The sequence below is a fragment of the Occultella aeris genome, assembly GCF_902703175.1.
GTDB lineage: Bacteria > Actinomycetota > Actinomycetes > Actinomycetales > Beutenbergiaceae > Occultella > Occultella aeris.
Genome location: NZ_CACRYJ010000004.1, coordinates 213528 through 238960, shown reverse-complemented (window position 1 = coordinate 238960; position 25433 = coordinate 213528). Strand labels below are relative to the sequence as shown.

At 68.0% G+C, this 25433-nt stretch carries 14 protein-coding genes; 2 read left to right on the top strand and 12 right to left on the bottom strand.

Features of this window, described 5'->3' with window-relative positions; genetic code table 11:
• Nucleotides 1-42: 42 nt before the first annotated feature.
• From HALOF300_RS01255 to HALOF300_RS26835, 8 genes are all read right to left on the bottom strand, one after another.
• A complete protein-coding gene (locus HALOF300_RS01255; RefSeq protein WP_269455260.1) occupies nt 43-648 on the bottom strand; it encodes a hypothetical protein in 606 nt (201 codons plus the stop codon).
• 90 nt (nt 649-738) lie between these two features.
• Nucleotides 739-2559 (bottom strand): beta-N-acetylhexosaminidase, encoded by a 1821-nt coding sequence (locus HALOF300_RS01250; protein ID WP_156738827.1) that lies wholly within the window; start codon nt 2557-2559, stop codon nt 739-741.
• Entirely contained in the window at nt 2556-7289 is a 4734-nt protein-coding gene (locus HALOF300_RS01245) for a golvesin C-terminal-like domain-containing protein (protein WP_156738826.1), read from the bottom strand. The genes HALOF300_RS01250 and HALOF300_RS01245 overlap by 4 nt, the downstream gene beginning before the upstream one ends.
• Nucleotides 7286-8182, bottom strand: coding sequence for an FAD-dependent oxidoreductase (locus HALOF300_RS01240; protein ID WP_231954945.1), 897 nt, complete (start codon nt 8180-8182; stop codon nt 7286-7288). Before HALOF300_RS01240 ends, HALOF300_RS01245 begins: the two co-directional genes overlap by 4 nt.
• Before the next feature lie 104 nt (nt 8183-8286).
• Nucleotides 8287-9198: a carbohydrate ABC transporter permease gene (locus tag HALOF300_RS01235; RefSeq protein ID WP_197522208.1), complete on the bottom strand. Its 912-nt coding sequence runs from the start codon at nt 9196-9198 to the stop codon at nt 8287-8289.
• Complete coding sequence (locus HALOF300_RS01230; protein WP_231954944.1) at nt 9195-10118, bottom strand: carbohydrate ABC transporter permease; 924 nt, start codon at nt 10116-10118, stop codon at nt 9195-9197. The genes HALOF300_RS01235 and HALOF300_RS01230 overlap by 4 nt, the downstream gene beginning before the upstream one ends.
• A gap of 10 nt (nt 10119-10128) precedes the next feature.
• On the bottom strand, nt 10129-11586 hold the full coding sequence (locus HALOF300_RS01225) for an ABC transporter substrate-binding protein (protein ID WP_156738824.1): 1458 nt from the start codon (nt 11584-11586) through the stop codon (nt 10129-10131).
• A gap of 39 nt (nt 11587-11625) precedes the next feature.
• A complete protein-coding gene (locus tag HALOF300_RS26835) occupies nt 11626-13260 on the bottom strand; it encodes a hypothetical protein (protein WP_197522207.1) in 1635 nt (544 codons plus the stop codon).
• On the opposite strand from HALOF300_RS26835, the gene HALOF300_RS01220 reads away from it, so the two are divergent.
• Both HALOF300_RS01220 and HALOF300_RS01215 read left to right on the top strand, forming a co-directional pair.
• On the top strand, nt 13234-14142 hold the full coding sequence (locus tag HALOF300_RS01220; RefSeq protein WP_197522206.1) for an ROK family protein: 909 nt from the start codon (nt 13234-13236) through the stop codon (nt 14140-14142). The two genes, HALOF300_RS26835 and HALOF300_RS01220, sit on opposite strands and share 27 nt — an antisense overlap.
• A gap of 64 nt (nt 14143-14206) precedes the next feature.
• Entirely contained in the window at nt 14207-16093 is a 1887-nt protein-coding gene (locus tag HALOF300_RS01215) for a beta-N-acetylhexosaminidase (RefSeq protein ID WP_156738822.1), read from the top strand.
• Nucleotides 16094-16109: 16 nt separating this feature from the next.
• Here HALOF300_RS01215 and HALOF300_RS01210 read toward each other — a convergent pair whose 3' ends face one another.
• From HALOF300_RS01210 to HALOF300_RS01195, 4 genes are read right to left on the bottom strand one after another with little or no spacing between them, the layout of a single operon-like run.
• On the bottom strand, nt 16110-16817 hold the full coding sequence (locus HALOF300_RS01210) for an IclR family transcriptional regulator (RefSeq protein ID WP_156738821.1): 708 nt from the start codon (nt 16815-16817) through the stop codon (nt 16110-16112).
• A gap of 39 nt (nt 16818-16856) precedes the next feature.
• A complete protein-coding gene (locus HALOF300_RS01205; protein ID WP_156738820.1) occupies nt 16857-18923 on the bottom strand; it encodes a beta-galactosidase in 2067 nt (688 codons plus the stop codon).
• A complete protein-coding gene (locus tag HALOF300_RS01200; protein WP_231954943.1) occupies nt 18920-21223 on the bottom strand; it encodes an FAD-dependent oxidoreductase in 2304 nt (767 codons plus the stop codon). Before HALOF300_RS01200 ends, HALOF300_RS01205 begins: the two co-directional genes overlap by 4 nt.
• Complete coding sequence (locus HALOF300_RS01195) at nt 21220-25227, bottom strand: golvesin C-terminal-like domain-containing protein (RefSeq protein ID WP_156738819.1); 4008 nt, start codon at nt 25225-25227, stop codon at nt 21220-21222. Before HALOF300_RS01195 ends, HALOF300_RS01200 begins: the two co-directional genes overlap by 4 nt.
• Nucleotides 25228-25433 lie beyond the last annotated feature (206 nt).

Genomic DNA, 25433 nt, shown 5'->3' with positions numbered 1-25433 from the left:
TCGACCGGGCCGAGCTGCCGCCGAGCTGGCCTGGGGCGCGCCTCAGACGGTGGGACCGTCCGAGCGCAGCTTGTCGACCTCGGCCATCGCCTCCCGGAGCTGGCCGAGCCATTCGTCGGCGTGCTCGCCGACGAGCCGCACCGACCAGGCCAGCGCGTCCGAGCGGGACCGCGCCACCCCGGCGTCGACGAGGGTGTCCAGCACCCGCCGCTCGGGCTGACGCAGGCGCGTCATCACCGGCGCCGCGACGTGGGTGAAGAGCGACCCGCTCGCACCGAGGCGCGCGCCCCACGAGACCTTGCGCTGGTAGCGGGACTGCGCCTCCTCGGCGATCTCGATCCGCTCGGCCCTGGTCTCGGCGCGGAACCGGCTGATCCGTCCTTCCGCCTCGGCGCCGTCCGCCTCCTCGGCGAGGGTGCCGACCACCAGGATCTCCTCGCGGTCGACCGTCACCTCGACCTCGCTGAACCACGCGCTCGGCAGCCGACCGCGGAACCAGTCCTCGGCGTCGTCGGCAGCCGGCAGGTCGGCGACCTGCCAGCCACCACGCCCACGCCCACCGGGGCTGCCAACCCGTCCGCGACCGCGCCAGCGCCCTTGCGCCTGCTCGCGTCCTTCACGGGTCTCGTCGTACTCGTCTCGCGTCATCATGTCTCCAGCTGCTGATTACAGGATTACATGATTACACTGCGGTGAGGTTGTCCACGGCCCCGATTCATCGAGCCGCGCCGGAGCGGGTCACGCCATCCCGGCCGGGGTGGCGAACACCGTCCACGGCACCGTCGCGCTGACGGTGTCGGGCGCGACGCGCAGCGGTTCGACCTCGAGGGTCTCGATCTCGTCCAAGCGTCCCTCACTCCACTCCGTCAGGGCATGCCGGGTGCTGGCAAGGCGCGAGAGCAGCCCGGCGTATCGGCGCTCGAGGACCTCCCAGCCGAAGGCCTTGTTGTCCGCGAACCACCGGTCGCGGTGCGCCTGCGCCAGGCGCGAGACGGCAGTCTCGACGTCCGGCACGAGATCCGTCGCCAGGCGTTTCGCCTCGAGCCGGTCGCCGGCCAGGTAGGCGGGACGAAGCGCACGGTGAAGTTCCGCCTTGAGCGCGAGTGCGTGACACAGGTGGGCGATCACACCGAGCCGTCGGTCCGGGCCGTCCACGGTCTCCGTGACGATCAACTGCTCCCCCAGTGCACGCATCCGATCTGCGACGTCAACCGAAAGGCCGATCTCCCCGAACGAGATCAGCGGGTCCAGCCACAGCAGCCACTTGCTGGGGTTCGGCGGCTCGATGGCCCCCGAGCGATCGGTGTCGTCGAAAGGATCGTCGATCGCCGACGCCGCCACCCACAGTTCCTGGCTCACCCCGAGGGACCCGAGACCCGCGTCCGTCTGCTCGGCCGTCAGCCCGTACGCACGGTCCCCCGCGTGGGCGAGCGCCGGCAGGCACGAGAAGTAGTCACACTCGTTGCCGTCGTTGCCCCACATCGTGATCATCGCCTCGTCGACGCCGGCGGCGATGGCCCCGCCGACGGCAGCGGTGCAAGCCGTGATCGACTCCGGCAACCGCGTCCACAGTCGACCCCAACTCGCGCACCCACCGGCCATGACCGTGGGCAGCGGTCCGTGCTGGCGCAACTTCTGCTCGTAGTAGGAGTCCGTGTGGTGGAAGTAGTCCCAGTACACCAGCGTGAGTCCGTCCGGAAGGGCATCCAGCGTCGGCGTCGCAATGGTGCGGTCGATGCGGTAGTAGTCCTTCGCGCCGTGCTCGACGTCGAAGAGCATGTCGCTCCACATCATCGGCTCGACCCCGAGCTCGCGGCAGATTGCGGTGACGTCCTCGACATGCCGCAGGAAGTGGCCCATCCGGTCGGACGGGTCGGGGGCGTCGTCGGCGAACCCGTATGCCTCATCCAGGCCGAGGTGCACCTGCGCCGATCGGAACGGAGCCGTCGCGGCGGAGATCATCGCCCGGATCAGTTCCAAGCCACTCTCGTCCCCGATCCGGATCACCTCCGGTGCGACGCGGATCCCGTGGAACGGCGGCCATTTCAGGATTTGCCGCAGGTGCCCGAGAGTCTGGATCACCGGCACCACCTCGACGCCGAGGCCGTGCGCGATGTCATCGATCCGCCGGAGCTCATCCTGGCTGTAGCGACCACGCCCGTGACCGATGTATGGCTGACCGGGCACCTCGTAGGTGTCCTCAAGGTAGAGGTAGAGCGTCGAGTAGCCCATGAGCGCGGCGCAGGCCAGGTACCGCTCGACGGTCTCAACCCTCATGACGGCGTTGCGGGACATGTCGATCATCACGCTCAGTCGCCGCAGTTCCCGCCGAGCGCGGATCGTGGCAGGCTGCTCGCGGAGCGCGAGCGCGGCCCGCATCGCGTCCGCCAGTGCGTGGTAACTCACCCGGGTCACGTCCGCGTCGTGGTCGACGGCGAACCCCGCCTCGGTCTGTCCGGACAGTTCCGCGCGCTCCCAGCGCCGCACCTGTTCCGGGGAACTCACGAGCTCCAGGGCCCGTCGCACCGAGGCTCGCACCCGGTCGTGGTCATGATTCACGTGTCGCATTCCATCCCATTCTCCGCTGTTTCCAAACGCTCGGTACGGACCGCGTCGGCCCGAAGTCTGCCCGTGTCCAGACCCGTCAGTGCGATCGTGGCGGTCGCCACGTCGAGGTCCCAGATCCCGAGCTCGATCCAGGCCGAGCCTTCACGCTGGTCCAGCTCGACCTCAGCCTGTCCGCCCGCATGGGTGACCTGATAGACGGCGCGGGTGCTGTTGTTGATCTCACCCGGGAACCAGACGCTGACGCGGTAGCGTCCGCTCGCACCGAGCGCCGGCGTCCAGGCAGCGGTCCCGGCGGTCGCCGGCGCGATCCACCGAGTGACACCACCGTCCCAGCCACGCAGGTTGGACTGCGCCCACGCGCCGGTCTCGCCGTAGCTGCCTGCGCCGCTGCCGGTGTCGATGACCACCCGGTTCCCGGGATCGACCTCGCCGACGGCGATGATCGCCGTCGTAGTCAGCTCACCGAGGGTGAGGGTAACCTCGTGCAGTGCCCCGACGGCGGCGATCGCCGACGCCTGGATCTCCACCTCGATCGTCTGCTCGTCACCCGCGGCGACGTCGACGTCGACGGCGCCCGGTTCTGCGAGCCAGCCGGCGGGCACGCCTATGGAGAGGCAACCGGCGATGGCTGCCGCCGGCGCCGCCGAGACGCTGACGGTCAGCGTGCTGTTCCCCCCTGGAGTCGCGATGTCAGCCGCGCTCACCACCAGGTTCGCCCGGAGATCCGCGTCGGTCGTGGGGCGGAACCGGACCGCGCTTGTCCGATGGGTTTCCGCGTCCTGAACCTCGAGATAGACGTCGCCGGTTCGGCCTGCCTCGAACTCGTAGTATCCGAGCGATCGCCATTCGCCGCCGCCCGACGTCTGGTCCACCACCACGGTGTCCTCACCGCCTCCGTGCCTGACCACGAACGCTGCCTGCGTGGCCGAGACCGTGTGGGCGGGGTACCAGACCGACACCTCGTAGGATCCTGCCGCGGGGATGTCTGGTGCCCAGCGCGCGGTGCCACCGGTGAGACTGTCGAGGTTGTAGCGGCTACGGGTGCCACCCCAGCCGGCGAGACCGCTGAAGCGCCACTGCCCGGTCTCCTGGTACAGCGGCCACGGGCTCTGCACGTGGACCACCTGCGGCTCGGTGGCGACCGCGACGGCGACGTTCGCCGACCAGATGCCGTCCAGGCTCGCGGTGAAGCGGGGGCTTGTCCCCCACGGCAGCTCGGCCGGCGCGGTCACCGTCACCGTGTGGCGTTCGATGTCCCCCGCGGGCACGCTCACCTGTGCGGTCGGCACGTCGATCACCCAGCCGCCCGGGCCGGAGATCGTGACCGGGATGTCGACCGCCTGGGTGCCGGGATTGCTCACCGTCGCGGTCACCGTGAACTGTTGCCCGGGCTCGGTCACGCGTTGGGTTCCGGCGATCACGCCGACGAGGCGCCGGGGGTCGCGAACAGTGAGCTGGAACGGCTCCGACTGCGCCGAGCCGCCGGTCCAGGCCGCGGTGGCCGCGAGCGTCGCGGCACCGGCCGTCGCGTCGGGCGCCACGGAGACGTCGTAGATCCAGCTCGCCGTGCCGGCGGCCGGGATCGGCTCGGTCGGCACGGAGTCGGGCGTCACCGTCCAGCCACTCGGCAGACCGAGGTCGACGGCGGCGCCCGCCAGCGCAGCCGACGTCCGGTTCCGCACGATCACCCGGACCGAGAGGTCGGCCCCGGCGACCGTGGTGCTGGGTGCGTCGAGGTCCACCAGCACGCCGATGGTGGACCCTCCGGTCTGCGCGGCAGGCAGCCGGAGTGTCACCGGGTCGGTCGTGACGGTGTCGGCGACGACTCGATAGGTGAAGGATGCGCTGACCTCGTCAACACCGATGGTCCACTCGTAGGGATACGGCTTCTCCGGCGACGCCACCCACGCGCCCTCATCGACCCGGTGTTCGAGTGTGACCGGGTCGAGACTGTCGACCATCACGTACGCGTCGTAACCGGAGCCTCCGCCGGCCCGTGGCAGCAGCACCCCGCGGACAGTCCCGAGGTTCGCATCCGCCGGCCGAGCATGGAAGGTCGTGGCGCCATGGTCGCCGTCGACCGCGGGCACGTGCCAGGGTGCGTGGACGTCGATGGCGCGGGCGGCGATCGCGACGATGCCGTGGGGCGGCACGGTGACCTCGATTCCGCCCGCCGGTAGGGACGCCGTCGAACCCGACGGGTCGCTCAGCACCTCTACGTCGACGGTGTCGTTCGGTAGCAGCCCCAGGAGGTCGGTCGCAAGGCTGACGACGACCACCTGCGGTTCGCCGCTGGTGTTCGTGAGGCTGAGGTAGAGCGAGCCGTTCCCGACCCCGGTCAACCAGTTCACCGCCGGGTTGTCGACCTCGACGATGCCACGTGGGAACCACGGCCACACGCCGTCCTCGCCGTAGAAGCGGCCGGGTGCGTGACCGAACAGCGTGTACCGGAAATACACGTAGTCCGCCTCGTGCACGCCCGGGAAGTCGATCTGCCCGTCCGAGCGCACCAGGTGTTCGGAGACCAGGTAGTCGATCGTCATCCCGATCTGGGCCGGCATGTGGTGGGGGTAGATAGCGGTGACGCCGCTCGGGCCCTGGAGCGGGAAGTCCGGCTTCATCTGGATCACCTGGAAGTCACGGCTGTAGTAGCCGGGGTAGTTCGTGTACCGGCCGATCACCATGTTGTGGGCGAGGTCGACGATCAGGTCGTCGTCGGCGTAGTGCCCGAGCCGCAGGAGGGCACCGGCCCAGCACGGGTTGAAAACGAATCCGCCGCCCGCCGCCGTACTGGCCGAGGTGCTCACCTTGTACGTGGTCAGCTGTTCGAACGTCAGGCCCGTGGTCGAGACGTACCAGGACGGTACGGTCTCGACGTCGACCGCGGTCCGCGGGTAGGCGGGCAAACCGTCCGAGGGCCAGTCGTACTGCTGCGTCCGCACCGGCGGCTGCCCAACCGTGACCGTCCCGCCGACGGGTACCGGGCGCACGGTCGTCTGCGTGACGAAGCGTTGCGCCTCGCGGTAGGCGCCGGCCAGGATGTCCGCCTCACCGGTCGCCTCGTACAGCACGACGAGGTCCAGCCAGGACCGGCTGTAGGAGATGGCGAAGCCACCTTCGGCCGGCACGGTCGTGTATGCGGTGTCGATCTCGTGCTCGATGTAGTCCCGGGCCAGGCGCAAGGCTGCGGTGAGGTGGGACCCGTCCCCAGTGAGCTGGTAGGCGGCGAGCTCGACGGCGAAGCGCGGCCGGTCCCTGCCGACCTCGTCCGCAGCGATGCTCGCGATGCCGAGCCGTCGGATCCCGCCGGCGCGATGCCCACTGAGCTCATAGAGCGCATTCAGCATGATCGCGTCACCGGCGACGTAGCCGAGCCGGTGCTGATTCGCCACCTGTCCCGGTTTGCTCAGCGGCGAGTACGCGATGCTGCCGCGGGAGAGCTGGTACTCGACCATGGGTCGCGCACGGCCGGCGTACAGGGGGGCATCGTCGGTGGTCGCGGTGAGCAGGTGTGCCGACTGCAGCACGCCGCCCACCGCGACCCGGACGTCGTCGGTGATCTCGACGTTCATGAAGCCCTTGGCGCGGCTCCACCAGCCCGAGAACGAGGGCACGAAGTCCTCGCTGTCGCCGGTGGCCGGCTCCACGACGGCGAGGTCGAGCATCGTGTGAACTGTGTCCGTGAGCGATGACCCGTAGACGTTGCTGCGGTACGCGCGGAGGTCGTAGGCGTCCCGGGCAAGCGCGGCGAAGGCGTCGTAGAGCGGGACCGAGAAGGCACAGACACCGAACGTGAAGCCGCGGCTCTCGCCGGCTGCCATAGTGGCGCGCAGTCCCGGCTGCGGCGCGTAGATCGTCGGCGTGATGTCGAGCGAGTCGTTGCGCAGACTCATCCCGAAGGGCTGGTCGTCGCCACCGAGCGCCTGCTCGTGCTCGAACTCAAGAACCTCGGCCGGCACGAACACACCGGTGGTGAGCGGTCCGCCGTCGACCTCCCGCTGGGTGAGCGCCATCGGCGCGAACAACTCCCAGGCGCCGCGTGGCTGCGGATCATCCAGGACGGCCTTCGCGTGCTGCTGCGCCCCGCAGAGGACCTCGTCCACGCCATCGAGGTCGGATATCTCGCCCGACTGGTAGCCCACGATGAAGTCGCCGGCTGTGTGCGCGGTGAGGACGAACTGGGCCTCCGGATGATCACCGTCCAGAGTCCATTGGACGACGAGGTCGAACAGGGCGGGGTCCCCCGCGCGCATCTCCACCGAGTTGCCACCGCTCGACCGCACCTCGTCGAACGCGAGCCAGACGGGTTCCGCCCGCGGGTGGCCAGGGCCACCGTGGCGGTAGACCACCCACTGCTCCTCCAGCCGGCTCTGCTGATCGGTCGCGGCGACCCAGGCACCGTCGCGGCGGAGCTCAAGGTCACGCACAATCGTCTCACCGCCGCGCCAGCGCGCCAGGCTGAACGTCATCCGGTAGCGGTCGTTTGCGATCTGGAACAGCCTGCGGTAGCGCAGGTCCCGCATCTCGAGTCGGCGCAACGCGTCGGCGACCGTGCTGACGCGCCGGCGGACCGGCCGTGCCGACGCCGAGGCCGGGGCAGCCCCGATCACGGCGGGCAATACGGCGCTGCCCAGCAGCAGACCGACCGCCTGGCGGCGACTCATTCCGCGCGGTGCCCCGGGCGTCGCGACGACATCAGAGATCGGAGGGCTGGGACTCATGGCGTTCTCCTCGCCTCGTTGCGATTGGACGTGTGTGTCAGTACGCGCGGTTCTGCGGCCACGCCAGATCGACGCCGGCGAGACTCAGGTCGGTCTGCAGGTCGGTCGTGAGAGGCTCGTCGCCGTGGATCTGCTGCGGCTCGTGGCCGGTCTCGATCCCGCCGGCGGCCAGATGGCCCGCGACGTCGTCCGGGACGTCGATTACCAGCCCCTCGAAGTAGTCGACACTCGGCCAGTTCACGAGTGTGACGTCGGCTGGCGACGTAACCGGGTGCGAACGTCTCGTGTGCCACGATCCGGCGGAACATCCACGGGTTGACGTCTCCGTCCTGCTTGGACCGGTCGGCATCGACGGCACGGACGTCGTCGACCGGGCTCGGGTCGAACAGGCGCGCAAGCGGCTCCAGCGTGCGTGGGTTCGGCGCAGAGAAGCTCAGCAGCGGTGCACCCCAGAATTCGGGACGCACCGAGCGCCAGTGCTCGTACGCTTCGGGCCGGTCGATCGTGTGGTCGCCGTCCACGTGGTCGACGGCGAAGCAATACCCGAGCGCCTGGATGTCGGGGTTCGCGACAGCGGGTGCGCTCGGCTCGCCGGTCTGCGACTGCGGCTCGGCGCGGACGGTGTACTCGGTTCCGGTGAGCGGCAGCAGGTCACCGGTCTTGGTCGCGTCGATCACGTAGCTCGCCTCGACGGTGTGCTCGGCCCCGGTGTGCACGTCACGCAAAGGGTCGGTGAGGGGATAGTTCGCCCGGTAGTACCCGCGGATCCGGTCCCGCAGATGCCGGTAGCCGCGGGTGGCGCCGAACATCTCGATCCATGGGTGTTCGTCCGGCGGGACCGCTCGCGACATCAGTTGCCCGCCGAGCCAGGCGTACTCCTCGGTCATCACCACGGTGCGTCCGCGCCGGAGCGCCGCGAGCGCAGCCGTGAAACCATCGAGCCCACCGCCGACACAAGGATGTCGACGCGCGCGTCCAGGTGCATCAGTGGGTCCGATCAGCTCTTGACGGCACCGGCGATGCCCTCGATGAAGGTCTTCTGGAGCAGGAGGAAGACGACGATGGTGGGCAGGACGCTGATCGTCGCGCCAGCGGCGAGACCGGCGAAGTCGGTCGACTCCTGGCCGAAGAAGTTGTACATGCCGACCCCGAGCGTGCGCAGACCCGGATTCCCGAGGGTGAACACAAGTGGCACGAAGAACGCGCTCCACGCACTGATGAAGTTCATGAGCGCGACCGTCCCGATCACCGGCTTGGCCAGCGGCAGCATGATCGAGAGGAAGGTCCGGAAGAACCCGGCACCGTCGACCTTCGCCGCATCCTCCAGCTCCGAGGGCATGCCCGCGAAGAAACCCATGAACAACAGCACCGGGACCACGTGGACCGGCGCCGCCTGCGCCAGCGCGGCACCAAGCAGGCTGTTGCCCAGTCCCAACTCGTTCACGAGCAGGAACACCGGGATGATGGTGTACCCGTGCGGGATGAACATGGTCGCGACCAGCACCCCGATGATCAGCTTCTTCAACGGGAGCCCGGGGCGGGAGAGCGCGTACCCGGCCAGCGACGTGACCAGCAACACGATGCCCACGACGAGCACCGTGAAGACGATCGTGTTGACCGTGTACTCGCCGAACTTCGCTGTCGTCCAGGCACGCGCGAAATTCTCGAGCGTCGGCTCCTGCGGAATGAGGCCCAGTCCACCGAGCAGCATCTCGCGCTGCGACTTGAAAGCGGCGGAGAACATCCAGATGAACGGATACACCCAGAGCGCACAGAACGGGATGAGGAACAGGTGCCACAGCTGCGGTCGCCAGCGCCCAGGTGACCTGCGTCCGTGGAACAACTTCGGCATGCTGTCCTCGGTGCGGCTCGGATCCGCCGAGCTGGCCGTGGTGATCGTGGCGCTCATGCGGCGACTCGTTTCCGGTAGCGCAGCGCGGGTGCTTGCAGCAGCGTGAGGGCCAGCGTGAGCAGCCCGAAGACCACTCCGGCCGCACATGCGAACCCGTACCGCGGGGCCTGCATCTCGGGTGAGAACGCGAAGCGGTAGATGAAGGTCGGTACGACGTCGGTCGAGTAGACCGGGCCGCCCGCCGTCATCGCCTGCACCAGGTCGAAGGTGCCGAGGCTGCGCTGGAACAGCAGCAGCATGATGACGATCGCGATCGGTGCCATGACCGGCACCATGACGTGACGGACGATCGCGCCCTTGCGGGCGCCGTCGAGCTGTGCGGCCTCGATCAGATCCTTCGGGACCGTCTGCAGCGCGGCCAGCCAATAGATCAGGGAGATCCCGAACCCCTTCCAGAGGTCGATCGCCATCACGGAGGGCAGCGCCGTCGTCGTCGACCCGAGGAAGTTGATCGGTGCGTCGACGAGCCCGATGGCCAGCAGGGCCTCGTTGACCGCACCTCGCACCGGGTCGAGGAGGGCGACGAAGACGATGCCGACCACCGCCGTCGTTGTGACGACCGGCACGAACAGGGCGAGACGGTACACGTTCCGACCACGGAGCCTGCCGTTGTTCAGCAGGATCGCGAAGGCCAGCGCAAGCGGGAGTTCAATGAGGATCGCGACCAACGAGAACAGGAACGAATGCCAGAACGCACGCCAGAAGTCAGGGGAGGTCAGCACCTCGGCGAAGTTGGCCAGGCCCACCCATTCGGTGGGGTTGCCGACGCCGTCCCAGTCGAAGAACGAATACCACCAGCTGGCGACGATGGGCCACAGGGTGAACCCTCCGAATGCCAGCAGCAACGGCAGCAGCAGCAGGTAGCACCAGAGGTACTCCCTCCGCTTGGCCGCCGTGCGCCTGGCTCGTGCGTCCATCTGGTCGACCTCAGCTCGCCGCGTCGTACGGCTGCAGCGGGTCCCAATCGGCGAAGCGGATGTCCTCCACCGACGCGTCGCCGCTGGCATAGATCTCGCCGAGGAACGTGCGCAGTTGCTCGTCGAGCGCCGCGGCCTTGGGTGCGAAGTCCTCGTTCTTGACCATCGACTCCAGCGCCGAGTCGGTGAACCGGAGTTCGGGACGCTCGGCCCTAGCGTTGAGGATGGCGGCACCACCCACACTGGCGAGCTTCGGGTTCGGGACGACCTTCATCGTGGTCTCGGCGACATCGAACATCGCCGACAGGTCGGGGTCCTCCTGCACGTCGGCCTCCCACACGGTCTGCATGGCGGTCAACGTCCCGAACTGCTCGTAGTAGGCCCGGTAGAACTCCTCGGACGCAAGGAAGTCGAGGACCAGCCAGGACTCCTCGGGGTGCGCGGTCTCGGCCGACATCGACCACAACGGGTCGAAGTGCTGGGTGATCGGCGTATAGGAGCCCCGCCCGGAGTCCGGTACCGGAGCGCCGACGATGCCCAGGTCGATCTCGGGGTTGAGCTTGCGGATCTCGGCGAGGTGCCACGACTGGGCGGTGTACATAGCGAAGCTGCCGGCCGCGAACTCGGTGTACGAGCGCGAGCCGTCCCAGCTCTCCCAACCCGTGATCAGCGATCCGTCGGCGTTCATGCGGCGCATCAGCTCGACGGCCTCCACCATCGTCGAGTTCGACGTGTCCGGCTCGCCGGTGATCAGGTTGATCCCGTCGCCCGGGATCGAGTACGGGACACCCTGGCGCGACAGGCGCACGATGCCCGAGGCCTGTTCGGGCGCCATCCCGAAGACCCGGCCGCCGCCGTCGGTTGTGACCGCGCGGGCGACCTCCTCGATCTCGCCCCACGTGGTCGGCGCCGCGTCGAAGCCGCTCGCGGAGAGTAGGGACCGGTTGTAGACGAACAGGTCCATCGCGGACCACTTGCCCCAGACGAGCGGGATCGAATACAACTCGCCCTCTCGGTGCAGCCCCGAACTCAAGGGATCCAGGGATCCCTCCGGGAACCGCGACAGGAAGTCGTCGGTGACGAACTCCTCGAGCGAGCGAGCCCAGCCCCGCGAGTACATCCGGTCGAAGCCGGCGGCCTGCGCGCGATAGATGTCCGGCGCGTTGCCCTGCTGGAACATCAGCTCGATGGCGCTGAGCTGCTGATCGGACGGATTCTCGACGACCTTGATCGTGATGCCGGGGTTGGCGGCCTCGAAGGCGTCGAACTGCGCGCGGTAGAACTCGCTGGCACCCGGCGGGTCCGGGATCAGCGCGATCGTCAACTCAACGGGGGAACCACTGCTGGAGCCACCGCCGCTCGGGCTGTCGGAGGATCCACACGCCGCGAGGCCGAGACCGGCCGCGGCGCCGAGGCCCCCGGTGAGCAGTCCGCGACGAGAGATCTGGGCAGGTCGAAGGTAGGTCATGTCGATGCTTCCTTGTGAGGTGAGGTGAGGTGCGGTGGCTCAACGGTGGGCCGACCGCACGTCGGCGAGGCCGACCCGGGATCGTTGGGTGAAGGGGTCGGTGTCGGTGAATGCGACGAACGCGCCGTCCGGGGAGAACCCCGGATGCCCGTGTCGCGGGTGCACATCGCCGAAATGCATCTCGGCGAGCGTGATGGGTGCGAACTCTCCGGTCATGCTGATGAGTTCGATGCGGCCCGCAGATGCCTCGGGATCGATCGGGTCCTCGGGTGAAGTCGGGAACAGCCATGGGGGGCGAGTCGGTCCGGCGTCGACGACCGCGAGGTCGCCCTGCCGGCTGATCGCTGCGTGGTTGTAGTCCGCGGCCTCGGAAATCAGCCGTGGCTCGCGCCCGTCGGGCCAGATCTGCCACAGGCCCGGCGTCCCTTCGCACGGCGTGTTCGAGGGCTGGGTTGTGTCCGCCGCGACGGTCACGCAGCTGACGTCGTGGAAGGCCCACGCCTCGTGACCGGTGGGGACGATGCCGGCACCGGCGATCTGATCCCAGATCTTCATGCCACGCGGAGCGTGCACCGGGTGCATGACCCAGAGTCGGTTGTAGGGACCGTAGTTGTGCTTGAAGCGACTCTGGTTCGCGAATCCGATCCAGTCCGGGTCTGCCTCGCAGTACTGGAAATGGGCGAGTTCGGTTGCGGAGTCGAGGAGCTGCGTCGCTTCACCAGTGGTCAGGTCGATCTCCACGAGCACCGTCGGGCCCGTCTTCTTGCCGAGCGGGTAGTGCGACGCAAGACAGCGGTCGAAGTCGGGATGGAGCGTCACGATCACCGAGAGTTCACGGTTCGGCGGAGGGGTGAACACCGGCCGGGTCCGTACGCCGTCGGCATCGATGTCGACGGCGATGACCTGGTTGCCGGACATGGTGACGATCCGGCTGCCATCGGTTGCGACGTCGTACCAGCCGTAGGGGTTGGCATCGTCGGCAGGGCGCTCGAAGCGGCAGAGCTCGCGGTCTGTGCCGGTGGCGATGTCGATGAAGTGCAGGCTCATCTCGGCGGGAGCTAGGTCGATCTGTCCGACCACGACCCCGGTCGTGACGCCCCCGGCGTCGGTCACGAACCCGTTGAGATGCGGGTAGGTGAAGTACCTGTACTCCTCGAACTGAGAGAGGTAGCGCGCTGAAGACATCTGAGGTTCCTCGTTCGTTGGGGGGCGACTCTTCGGCGGCTGCAGCGCCACGTACTGGCCCTGCTGAGGATCCTGCCCGTCCAATTGTGCGGCTGTCAACCCCGTGACCTGCATGTTCTTAAACAAGTTTGTTTTATGTGAGTGAGCCTGACGACCATGTAGGCTCTGCGTGTGAGCACAGTGAGGCGTCCCGCACAGACAAGGAACACCCGCCCGACCGGCGGCGACCAGTCCCTGTTGCGGCGGATCAACCTCGGCGCCGCACTGGTTCGATTCCGGTCGGGGGCGGCAACGGTCGCGCAGGTCGGGGACACCATCGGCGTCTCCCGCACGTCGGCACAGCAGATCGTCAACCAACTTGTCGAGCTGCGCTGGGTCACGGCCGAGAAGCCCGTGCCGCCCTCCACGCCGCAGATCGGGCCCGCACCCCGCCGCTTCCGCTTCCGCTCGGAGGCCGGCTACGTGGCCGGGGTGGATCTCGGTCGTCACCGAATCCGTGCAGTCGTCGCCGATCTCGGTGGCGAGCCGCTGGCATCCTCGACTGTGGAGATCGGCCCGGGAGCCGGGCCCATCGAACGCCTGCAGGCGGCACGCGCCGTAGTGGAAGCCTGCTGCCAGCGGGCGCGACTACGGTACAGCCAGGTCTGGGTCGTCGCCGCCGGCGCTCGCGGCGTGATTCACAAGGGACGGGTCGTGGCCGCCGGCGGGATGCCGAACTGGACCGGCCTCGACCTCGAGCATGAGTTGCGAGCCGTGCTCGACCGGCCCGTTCTCGTCGGCAACGACTGCAACATCGCGACCGTCGGTGAGCATTGGCGCGGCGCGGGCACAGACACCGGAAGCCTGGTCAACGTCGCAGCGGGCCAGTCGATCGGGGCCGGGATCATGATCGACGGCACGCTGCTGACCGGGTTCGCTGGATACGCGAGCGAGATCCACCATCTACCGTTCCTACGCTGGCGGGGCGCCGCTGCACGGCTGAAGGCGGACCCGAGCGAGGAAGTGGACATCAAGGCGGTCTTCGACCAGGCGCGGGCCGGTTCAACCTCCGCTCAAGAGCGCGTCGAGGACTACGCCCGCGTGCTCGCAGAGGGCATCGCCACCATCATCGCGACCGTGGATCCCGAACTGGTCGTCATTGGGGGCGGGCTGTCCGCCAGCGGCGCAACGCTGCTCGAGCCGGTACGACGACACCTGACTCCGCTCACCGCGCGCATGCCGCGTCTGGAGCTCTCCCCTCTCGGTGCGGACGCGGTGACCTTGGGCGCGATCCGCATCGCGCTGAACCACGTCGACACTCTCATCGATGCCGCCGCCGATCGGCTCGACGACTTCCCCAAGCCGCTGCGCCGCGTCATCGCTGCGAGCTGAGTCCAGCCGAGTGGTGCTGATATAGTGCCGCTCTAGTACACGCCACGAGACATTGGGACGCTCCATGCAGATCACCGTTCACACCGACGACGTAGACCCGATGCACCAAGCCGTTGCTGACGTGCTCGGCGAGTTCCCCGATCGACTCGGCGACGATGGGTTCGATATCTCGCTACGTCGGGGCACCGACAGCGGCTTGCGGATCACTGCGCGCGACCGCGGTGCCGACGTGGAGTACGGCACCATCCCGCAAGGCTTGCGAGGCCTCGGCGCCGCCATGGGTGAACTGCTCGTGGCAGGCTCGGTGAGCGAGCGATCCGAGCAAACCCCCTTCGAGACGATCACCGTGATGTTCGACGTCTCGCGCAACGCGGTGCTGACCGTCGACGCCGTGATCGGCCTCATCCGCCGGGTCGCCCTGATGGGCGCAACGAGCGTAATGCTCTACACCGAGGACATCTACGAGATCCCGGGCGAGCCGTACTTCGGGCATGCGCGCGGGCGGTACGCGGCCAGCGAGCTCACTGCGATCGACGACGCGGCCGCCCGCGTCGGCATCGAGCTCATCCCGTGCATCCAGACCCTCGGCCATCTCGCGAACGTGCTCCAATGGCCCGTGTACGGTCCGGTCCGGGACAACGCGCAGGTGCTGCTCGTCGACGAGCCGAAGAGCTACGAGCTCGTCCGGGCAATGCTCGAGGCCGCCAGCGCGCCGGTCCGGTCTCGTCGGATCCACGTCGGCATGGACGAGACCTACGGGATCGGCAGCGGAGCGCACCGGTCCCGGTACGGCTCCGAGGAGCCGATCGAGCTGGTCAATCGTCACCTCCGGCGGGTGACGGAACTGTGCGACGAGCTCGGCCTTCAGCCGATGATCTGGAGCGACATGTATCTGAAGTTCGCCTCCGTCCGTCACGACATGCATGACCTAGCCGTCGCGTTCCCCGCCAAGGACATCGCGCCAATCCCCAGCAATGTCACACTCGTCCACTGGGACTATCTGAGCCTGGACGAGGACCATTACGTCCGGCAGCTCGAACGGCACCAGGCGGCCGGCCACGAGCCCGTGTTCGCGGCAGGGGTCTCGTGCTGGTCGCGGCTCTGGTCGCAGAACACCTCCTCGATCGCGGCGCTCACGCCGGGCGTGCGAGCAGCCCGCCGCGTCGGGCTCGCCGAGGTGATGGTTACGACATGGGGCAACGACAGCTCACAGGCCGACCTCTACTCGACCCTTCCCGCCATCCAGCACTTCTGCGATGAGGCCTACGCCGGTGCCGAGAACGCGGGCTTCTCAGCGACGAACTTCCGAGGGTCCTGCGACGGCACGCTACGGACGTGGCTGCTCGCGGACGACCTCGACCGCGCCTTGTCGGACTCCGACGCCGGCCCTGATCACCCCGAGTTGTTCGGAAACCCCGGCGCCTGGTTGCTGTGGTCCGACCCACTGCTCGACCTGATGCCCCTGCCCGCCGAGCCGTTGGCGCCGAGGTTCCGCCAGCTCGCAGACGACCTGACCGCCGCCGCGGGGAGCGGGACTGCCGCCGACCAGATCGTCTCGGCCGTGATCGATGCCGCTCGCGTGCTCGAGCACAAGGTGGAGCTGCACCAGCGTCTGCGCCCGGCGTACCGCGCGGGCGACATGGAGACGGTACGCGACCTCCTCGACCGTGTGATCCCCGCCGTCGCCGACGGCGTTCGTTCCCTGCGGCGCTCAGCGCACGCCCGATGGGTCGCCCACAACAAGGTCTTCGGCTGGGAGGTTCTCGACTTGCGCTACGGGGGTCTGCTCGCACGGCTCGACACTCTGCACGACACACTGATCGTGTGGCTGGCGGACCCGACACGACGCATCGAGCAGCTCGATGTCGACCAACTACCGATGTTCCGTCCGGGCGCGGGCGGTCAGATCATGCGCCACGACATGGTCGCCAGTCCGAGCCCGGTTAACTGACGCCGCTGCGATCGGTTCAGCTCGCCTGCGCGAGCTGGGCTGCTGCGGACCTGAGTTCGCGCACCAAGCCGGGCACGTCATCGTCTGGGAACGAACCCGAGACGCCGACGGCCACCCGATGCCCACCCTCGAGCGCGATCGCGACAGTGCGCTTGCCGTCACCGGCATCGAAGAGTGCGTACCCCTGGCGACGGACCCTGGCAACCCTCTCGAGCAGACCGTTGCGGCCCTCGAGGTACGCACCGCTGCGGGTGGCGTACTGCGCTCGTAGCTCGTCATCGCTCTTCTGCGCCATCAGCACGAGCCCGAGTCCGGAGGTCGACGCCGGAACGGGCCGGTGCCGGATAGTCCCGCCATCGGTGTTCGAGGGGTACTGGTGATACAGGTAGCAGATCAGGTCCTGCCAGAGCACGCCCATCGCGACCGTGAGGCGCTGGTCGTCGAGGCCCTTCAGGACTTCGACGGCGCGATCGATGAAGCCCGACGTGTGCAGGCTCTCGACTCCGAGCACGTGGATGGCGGGACCGACGCGATACTTGCGCTTCTCGTCCTGTTCCGCCAGCCCGAGGTGCGCGAGGGTCTTCAGAAGCCGGTTTGTGCGCGTGGGCTCAAGATCGAGCATCCGCGCGAGCTCCCGCGAACCGACCGCGGTCGGACTGACGGCCAGCGCGTGAAGGCAGGCGAGCCCGTCGATCAGCGACTGGTTCGGTTGGGCCGGAAGCATGGCTTCAAGTCTACGGCCGGGCGTCGGACCTGGAGTCCGTCATCGCGGTAGAGCACGGCACAGCACGACGGCATCCCTCGCCTTCACTCCGATCGCACCGTCCAGTTCCTCACCCGTCAACAGATCGCGATATCGCCCCTGGAGCGTCACCGTCTGCTCGACCTCGCCGCCGTTGACGACGAACACGTACTCTGTGACCTCTGGCGGTCCGGACCCTGGCCCGAACCGCCTCCTGAGGTGCACGTCCGGGGGCAGGTCGTGCCACTCGACGTCCCGTTCGGCGAGAACCTCGGTCAGCAGGCTTCTCACGGCGACATGGTCCAGCGCCGTGCCCACATACATAGCGGTACCGCGCCCGTAAGTGTGCGAGGCGATTGCAGGCGTGCCGGCGTACCACCGGTTCCGGTACTCGAACTTGACCTCGGCGCCAGCGAGGCGCAGGAGATCGCAGCAGAGCACGCCCTGCAGATCGGGGACCGGTGCCTCACCGGCGCCGACGGGTCGTGCGAGCACCACGGTCTCGCCGTCGGCGAGGAAGTCCTGATCGGTGACCGAGAGCCCGAAGACGTCGGTCAGACCGGCCGGGACCGCGGCCGCGACGAGGTTGTCGTTGTCGTCTACGTGCGCGGTGAACGGAGTCGCGACGAGGCACCCCCCGCCGGCCACATACTTCCTGACCGAGGTCGCCAAGTCGCCACTCGCAATCACCTGGCCGGCAAGGATGACCACGTCGTAGTGCGCAAGGTCCCGTCCGCACGGGATGACGTCGACGTCGACGCCGAGGCTCTGCAGGGCACGGTGGTACGGGCGCACGAGATGTTCGAGGTGGCTGAGCAGCTGCGAGCGCTTCTTGACCAGGTGTGGCAGCGGGCTGGTAATCGCCACGCCAGCGGTGGTGTCGTACACGATCGCCACCCGGGCACGCACCTGCGACCCGGCGACCGCATCACCGATCTGCCGCAGCCGCGGCACCGAGGACGCCAACTCGCGGTAGATGCGGGTGTCGGTGCCGCCGCTGCGGTCGAGGATGCCGCCGTGGGCGTTCTCGGCCCCGAACAGCGCCTGCTCGAGCCGGAAGTAGATCGTCGCGTCGGAGCCACACGCGATGTTGTGCAGGGTCATCGTGGTGACCTCGCCTTCGCGCAGCAGCGGCACGTGCTGCCGGTTGTCCGGTGGCGCGCACCGCTGCTCCGGGGTCCACGTCGGCTGCGACCCATGCTTGGCACCGCGGACCACATCGTGGTTGAAGGACGCCCCGTACAGGTCGAGTTCGTAGTTGTCCCAACTGGTGAAATCGATGCGCTTCGCCATCACCTCACGGTCGAACGCGGCCGTGGTCAGGCTGGTCCAGTTGGTCGTGACCGGAACCTGCGGGAACCACTCGCGCAGAGCGTCAGCCTGATCACCCACGAAGTCGGCGAGCGCGTCGGAACTGAACCGCCAGAAGTCCAGCAGTGCCGACTTGTTGGATCCCGTCCAGCCATTCATAGCCGGCCGCGGGATCTGCACCTCGTCCCAGCCTCGCACCTCCTGCGACCAGAACACGGTCCCCCACCGCTGGTTGAGCGTGGCGACATCGTGGTAGCGGGCCTCCAGCCAGCGCCGGAACGCGGCCTCGCACAGATCGCAGTAGCAGAACGTCGACCGGTAAGCCCCTACCTCGTTGTCGACCTGCCACGCCACGATGTCGGTGCGCCCGGCCAGGTGGTTCGCCAGCTGCTCGACGACGCCACGTGCAGCGGCGCGGTAGCGCTCGTTATGCAGGCAGTAGTGACGCCGTCCACCCGGTTGTCGCCGGAGGCCGTCGGGGCCGACGGGCAGGATGTCCGGGTACGCGCTGATCAGCCACACCGGCGGCGCCGCTGTCGGAGTTCCGAGCATCATCGAGAGGCCGAACGTCTCGCAGAGGTCCGCCGCACGGTCGAACCAGTCGAAGCGGTACTCGCCCGGTCTCGGCTCGAGCCGGGACCAAGCGAACTCCAGCATGCGCACGGCGGTGAAACCGAGGTCGGTCATGGCGCCCAAGTCCCGCTCCCACCGCTCCTGCGGCCAGTGCTCGGGGTAGTAGGACGCTCCGATGTGGAAGCCCTTCGGCTGTCCGGTCATGACTCCACCTCCGGGCAGTACGCGCGTAACGAGACCACGTGCGCGTTCGCCGCACCGTTGGTCGAGCCGACCACGAGACGGATGCGATCTGTCGTGACGGCGTGCTCGAGCACGTGCAGGTGCCGTCTGCGTCGGTTCTGGCGCACGCGCTCCAGCACCCGCCACTCACCATCCACGTAGGCCTCCAACTGGTAGTCGCGGATCAGGGTCGGCATGGTCCGGAACGGGGTGCGGTGGTGGTGGAGATTGACCAGGTCCTCGTTCACGTCATCGTCGAGCACCACCTCGATCCGGCCTACCCTCACGGCCGCGGGCCAGGCGAGCTGCAACCACTCCGGCGTCCCGGGGCGCATCGGCTCCGACACCCACATCTGCGGGCCTCCGTAGGGTCGGCTGTAGCCGCCCACGGCGCGCTCGGGCGCGAAGGCTCTAGTGGCACCGCCGAGTTGGACCGCGAATGCTCGCCGATCGCTCAGCTTCATCCATTCGATCAGCGGCTGGTCACCGTCCACCCGGTAGGGGATGTCACGACGAGCAAAGCTGAGCACCCCGGGGGACTGCTCGGTCGTCGTCGCCAGCGAGACGTCCGGGTTCTCCCGCACGACGACGAACGCGTTGCAGGGCACGCGGGGCCGCCAGCTGATGTCCAGGTGCACCCACCGCGGCCGGCCCGCCTCGAGAGGCACGTCGACCGTCGCCACGAGACGGCCAGGGACATAGTTCTGAGGGAGGTCGGTCTCGTGGACGTCAACCGTGACCGACGTCGGCCGGGAGACCTCCAGGAACAGCCCGATTCCCGCAATCTCCGGATCGACTGGGACCACGAGGCCGGCCGGCACCTCGAGGACGAAGGGGACGCCGTCCGCCGCCGAGGCGACCCGGCCGAGGCTGCTCGAGGAGGTGACCCGCGCTGTTCGAGCCAGGTCGAACCGGTCGGTGTTGGCGACCCCGAGCAGCGAGGCATCCTGACGCAACATCAGCTGTTGGAGTTCGCCGATGTGTTCGTGCGCCACTTCCCGCGGTGTCGCGTTCTTGGCGATGGCGAATGCCGCGGCACTGCCGGCCGCTTCGCCGATGACGGCGCAGGTCGCCATCACCCGCGTCGATCCGAACGCGACATGGCTGGCACTGATGTTGCGGCCGGCGAACAGGAGGTTCTGGACGTTCACCGAGTACAGAGAGCGCATTGGGATGTGGTAGTTCCCGTCAGGGTGCCAGCTCTTGCTCCCGCGCTCCGCTGCGTAGACCCCGCCGGGAGGATGCAGGTCGATCGACCAGCCGCCGTGGCCGATCCGGTCGAGGAACTCCGTCTGGCCGAGGATATCCTTCTGGGTGAGCGTGTAGTCGCCGACGAACCTGCGGTACTCCCGCTTGCCGGGGACCGAACCCACCCACTCCAAGGTCAGCGGCTCCGCCTCGGGGAACTCACCCGAGTTCTTGATGTAGTCCCAGACCCCATAGATCACCGCCCAGAGCTCGTCGCGGATCCGCTCGTTGTCGCGGACGGCATCGACCTCACCGCCCCACTCGATCCACCAGTTCCAGCAGCCGTCCTTCTCGACGCTGATCACGCGATGCTCCGGTATCGACGTCTTCGTGATGTCCCGACTGAAATTCGGCGGCACGAACGGGACCGGGCGGCCGGCGTCCTTGGAGTGGAACAACATCGTGCTGCCGAGCGTCAGGTCGTCTGCGGCCTCGGGCGCCCACGGTTCGTCATACTCGGCTCGTGCCTCACGACCGATGCGGTACCTGGCACCGGCGAGGTGGCCGACCAGGCCGTCGCCGCTGCAGTCCAGGAACATCGCCGCCCGGAACCGGAGCCGACGCTCGGAGCCGGTCATCCAGCCGGTGACCGCCTCGATGCGACGCTGATCGACTGGCCCGCTGGCCTCGACGTCATGGACCTCGGTGTTGAGGAAGAGGGAGATGTTCGGCTCCGCTCGCACCGCCCCAAGCACGACCAGGTCCCAGTAATAGGGATTGCCCTCGGGGTTCGTGAACTGGTTCTCGACGAACAGCTCGCCCATGATCCCGGTCTCACGCGCATAGCGCTGGCGACCGTGCGACGTGCCGCCGACCACCCAGACCCGGACCTCGCTGGAGGCGTTGCCGCCCAGCACCGGACGGTTGGTGACGAGCGCGACCGATCGCCCCAGCCGGGCGGCGGCGATCGCGGCACAGACACCGGCCAGTCCGCCTCCCACCACCACGACCTCTGCGGTCACCTGTTCCGTCGGGATCGTTGTCTCGGCGTGCATCTCGTCCTTGTCCGCCACCTGGCTCGGTGGCTGTCTCATGAGGCTTGCTGGAACCGCACGGCACTGACGCGTGTGACCAGCCCGGTGATTGCAGTGAGCGTGACCGACGAATCGGACCCGGTCGGCAGTGCGAACGTCCCGAGCATGCGCCAGCCGTCGGCTTCCTGTGTCTGGTCGACGTGGAAGTCGGTGCTGCCGTCCGGCGTCGTGACCGTGTACAGAGCGTCCGTGGTGGTGTCCGGGTTGGTCGGGTACCAGACCGAGATCTCGTAGTCGGCGGCGTCGGCGATCGTCGGCGTGAACGTGGCGGTGCCGCCGTACTGGCTCTCCGGGCTGTAGCGGGATCGGATGCCGTCATATCCCTCGAGGCTGCTGGGGAGCCAGGTCCCGGTCTCGCTGTAGGCGGTGTCGCCGTACGCGACGATGTATCTGGTTCCGACCGAAACCTGTACCGAGCGGCTCGGGAGACCACCTCCCGGCTGGATCATGAGCGTCGCGTCACCGAAGGGAGCGGCAGTCGGAGTTGCGACCATCGTCACGGCGACCCACGACCTGGGGTCGGCGGTCCAAGTCACGGCCGTCTCGTCCGCCGTCCAGCCGGTCGGCAAGGTCAGCGTCGCCGTCCCGGTCGCGGCCGCGGCGCCGCGGTTCAGGATCGAGGTCCTGATGGTGACGTCGTCGGTGAGGGAGGTGACGGCAGCGGGCGAGGCCGAGACGTCGAGGAGCTTCATCGCTGTGAGGTGCTGGACGACGAGCGACGCCAACGGCTTGCTACCGCCGCTCCAGCGGATCCGGCCGGTGATCGACCGGTCGACTCCCGTCGCCCCGGAGTATGGGCCCGGTGTGACCGTGGCGGGAAGCTCGAGCACGGAGTTCGCGGGAATCGTCGTCGGCACCGTCGGGTCGACCTTGGTCCACCCGCTCGGGACCCCCAGCCAGGCCGTGACACCGTCGAGATCGACATCGGTCTCGTTGCGAAGCACCACCGTGACGTCGATGGCGTCGCCGGGGGTCGAGGAACCTCGATCGGTCCGCAGCTCGCCTCCGACCGTCTGCCCATAGGGCAGCCCGCCGGAGATGAACCCTGGAAGGTAGAGGGTGCGCTCATCGCGAGCCACACCGTCGACCGTCGCGACATAGCTGAAACTCGAGCGGAGGTCCTCGACGCCGAACGTCCACTCACGAGGGTAGGTCTTGGCGGGAGCGTCGACCCAGGCGCCGTCGTCGACGCGGTAGCGCAGCGACATCGGAGTCGCGTCCGGGATACTCGACTGGATGTAGATGTCGTAGCCACTACGGTCCGGGCGTGGGATCGTGACGCCGTAGACCTTGTCCTCAAGGGTGGTGCCACTGCCATCGATGTCGTCGAGGTGATAGCTCGCCGAGGTCCAGTCGGTGGCGCCGCCGCGCTGCCACGGCATGCTCGGCACAGCCGGGACGTCGATGACGAGCGCGGCGATCCCGTGACCCGGCACCGTGACGTCGACGGCGGCCTGTGCGATCGTGACGGCCGTGCTGGCGCCGTTCACGATCAGCGACGCGGAATAGGTCTGATCGGGTTCGATGCCCGTGAGGGCCGCGTCGAAGTCGACGTGCGCGGTCTGCACGGTCCCGGTCGCGTTGGTCAGGCTGAGATAGAACCGCTCAGTGCCGACGGCGGTGAGCCAGTTGAGTTGAGCGTTGTCCACCGCGATGATCCCCTGGGGGAAGTACGGCCAGACGCCGTCGTCTCCGTAGAAGGTTCCCGGCTGGTGCCCGTAGGTGTGGAACGTGAAGTACGCGAAGGTGGACTCCCACGCATAGGGAAAGACGATCTCGCCGTCGGACCTGGTCTGGTGCTCGCTGATCAGGTAGTCGATCGCGAGGCCGATCTGCGCTGGGATGTGGTGGTAGTAGATGGCCGAGGTGCCGAAGGGACCCTCGAGCGGATAGTCCGGGTGCATCGGCCACGAGACGAACTGCCGGTTGTAGTAGCCCGGGTAGTTGCTGAACCTTCCGATCACCATGTTGTGGGTCATGTCCCGGATGAAGTCGTCACCGACCAGGTGCGCGAGTCGGAGCAGGAACGGAGCCCAGACGGCGTTCAGCGTGAAGCCGCCCGCGTCGCCCTCGGTCTTGAAGGTCCGTAGCTGTTCGTAGGTCAGGCCGGTCGTCGAGACCATCCACTTCTCGACCGTCTCGGTCGGCGGAACGGTGCGCGTGTAGGTCGGGATGCCTGGGCTGGTGACCCACTTGTAGTAGGCGTCGTCGATCGGAGCCCCGACCGGGGAGACCACGGTGCCCTCAGGCACCGGGCGGACGTCGAAGGCACCCATGTACCGCTTGGCCTCGGCGTGCGCCGCATCGAGATAACGCTGCTCACCTGTCACATCGTGAAGGACCACCAGCTCCAGCCAGTGCCCGACGGTCTCGGCGCTGAAGTCGACCTCGCTGTGGTTGGTGGTGCTCGGCGTGAGGATCCGGTCCTCGATGTAGATGTCCGCGACGGCCTTCGCCTCCGCGAGCCAGCCGGGATCCTGCGTGAGCAGGTGCGCGGACAGCGGGGCTACGAAGTTCGGCCAACGTCGTTTCGCGGTGGCCAACCGGGCGATGTGCCCGAAGCCTGCTGACTCGCCCCGGGTCATCTGCCACATCGGCACCGTCGAGCAGGCGTCGAACGCATACCCTCCCAGCGGGGCATCGGCGCCGAAGCCGTGCTTCGGCGAGTGGGCCATGCTGCGCCGGGAGAAGTTGTACTCGGCCTGAGGGCGGGCGCGGTGCTCCCACAACCAGGCTGCGTCCTGCGGGCCGCATGCCACCAACGCAGCGCTCGCCAGCACACTGGACGTCGCGGTCCTGGTCTGCTGGTCGGCCTCGATGTTGGCGAACCCCTTGGCGCGGTTCCACCAGCCGGAGACCGAAGGGACGAAGTCGACCGAGTCGTCGCCATCCGGCTCGACCGCGACCAGGTCGAGCATGTTGTGCACACTCGCGGTCAGCGAGGTGTCGTACACGTTGCGGCGATACCGGGTCAGTCCGTACGAGCCTCGGCTGATATCGACCTGGGTCTCATAGAGGGATGACAGGCTGGCGACGACCCCGAACACGTATCCGACGCTCTGGTCCGCTGCCAGCTCCGACCGCAGACCACCGGGCGGCGCGTAGACCGATGCTTGAATCTGCCCCATCGAATTCCGCAGACTCATCGCGAACGGCTGATCATCCCAACTGAGGAAGCGCTCGTGCTCGAAAGCCATCACGTCGCCTGGTACGTAGACCCCGGTGGTGAGCGTCCGGTTGTCGACCTCGGTCTGCAGCAGTGCCATCGGCGCGAAGAGCTCCCACGCGAGCAGGGCAGTCGAAGAGCCGATCGACCGGGCGTGCTGGAGCGCACCGCACAGGACCTCATCGACAGCGTCGAACTCGAGCCGAGGAGTGGCGTGATAGCCGACCACATAGGTGCCGGCGGACTGAACGTGCAGGCTCCATTGCACCTCCGGCTGGGCACCGGAGACATCCCAACGGACCGTGAGATCGAGCACGCCGGGGATCTCGGCGGTCAGTTCGGCCACGGATGCGGACAGCTTGGTCACCGACCCCAGGGCCAGCCAGAGGTTCGCAGCCTGCGTGTAGTCGCCGGCGCTAATCGTGCTGCCGTCACCGCTGACCACACGCCATTGCTCATCGAGACGGGACCCGGGGCCGGACACCGTGACCCACTGCGAGCCATCGCGGACCTCGATGTCGCGGACGATCGCCGAGGCGGGATGGCCGTCCGACCCGTTCCAGAACGCACGGAGGAAGCTCACGCGGTGGCTCGGCCCAGCGATCTGGACGACGCTCTGGTAGTTCAGGTCGGTCATCGCGGTGTCCGCGAGCGGCTCGTCGAGTTCGGCAACCGGGCAGGGCGGGTCCGCCCTGGCTGAATCCGGAGCGGCTAGCGCGATGACGGGGAGCGCCCCGACACCGAGCAGGCCCACGAGCACCTGACGACGGCTCAGTCCGGGCGCTGCGGTCTCCGCGGCAACGCGATCCGAGGCAATGTTCACGCGAACCTTCGACACGATCTGACTCCTGACCCTCATTGGCTAGACATCGATCCAAACGGCACTGTAACAGCACTGATGTTGCTATAGCACCATTGACCAGGGACGAGAGCGTATCTGTGCGGTGCTACTATAGCTCCGTACCCGGGATCCGGCAGCCAGGCCAAGCGGCCCTCCACCTCACCCCGGGCGCAAATCCGCCGTCGACGACACACCGAAGGAGC

Bases quoted from the DNA above. Each gene is read 5' to 3' on its own strand.
- HALOF300_RS01255 (WP_269455260.1), bottom strand. From the start codon at position 648: ATGACGCGAGACGAGTACGACGAGACCCGTGAAGGACGCGAGCAGGCG.
- HALOF300_RS01210 (WP_156738821.1), bottom strand. From the start codon at position 16,817: ATGCTTCCGGCCCAACCGAACCAGTCGCTGATCGACGGGCTCGCCTGC.
- HALOF300_RS01200 (WP_231954943.1), bottom strand. From the start codon at position 21,223: ATGAGACAGCCACCGAGCCAGGTGGCGGACAAGGACGAGATGCACGCC.
- HALOF300_RS01245 (WP_156738826.1), bottom strand. From the start codon at position 7,289: ATGAGTCCCAGCCCTCCGATCTCTGATGTCGTCGCGACGCCCGGGGCA.
- HALOF300_RS01215 (WP_156738822.1), top strand. From the start codon at position 14,207: ATGCAGATCACCGTTCACACCGACGACGTAGACCCGATGCACCAAGCC.
- HALOF300_RS01225 (WP_156738824.1), bottom strand. From the start codon at position 11,586: ATGACCTACCTTCGACCTGCCCAGATCTCTCGTCGCGGACTGCTCACC.
- HALOF300_RS01230 (WP_231954944.1), bottom strand. From the start codon at position 10,118: ATGGACGCACGAGCCAGGCGCACGGCGGCCAAGCGGAGGGAGTACCTC.
- HALOF300_RS01205 (WP_156738820.1), bottom strand. From the start codon at position 18,923: ATGACCGGACAGCCGAAGGGCTTCCACATCGGAGCGTCCTACTACCCC.
- HALOF300_RS01235 (WP_197522208.1), bottom strand. From the start codon at position 9,198: ATGAGCGCCACGATCACCACGGCCAGCTCGGCGGATCCGAGCCGCACC.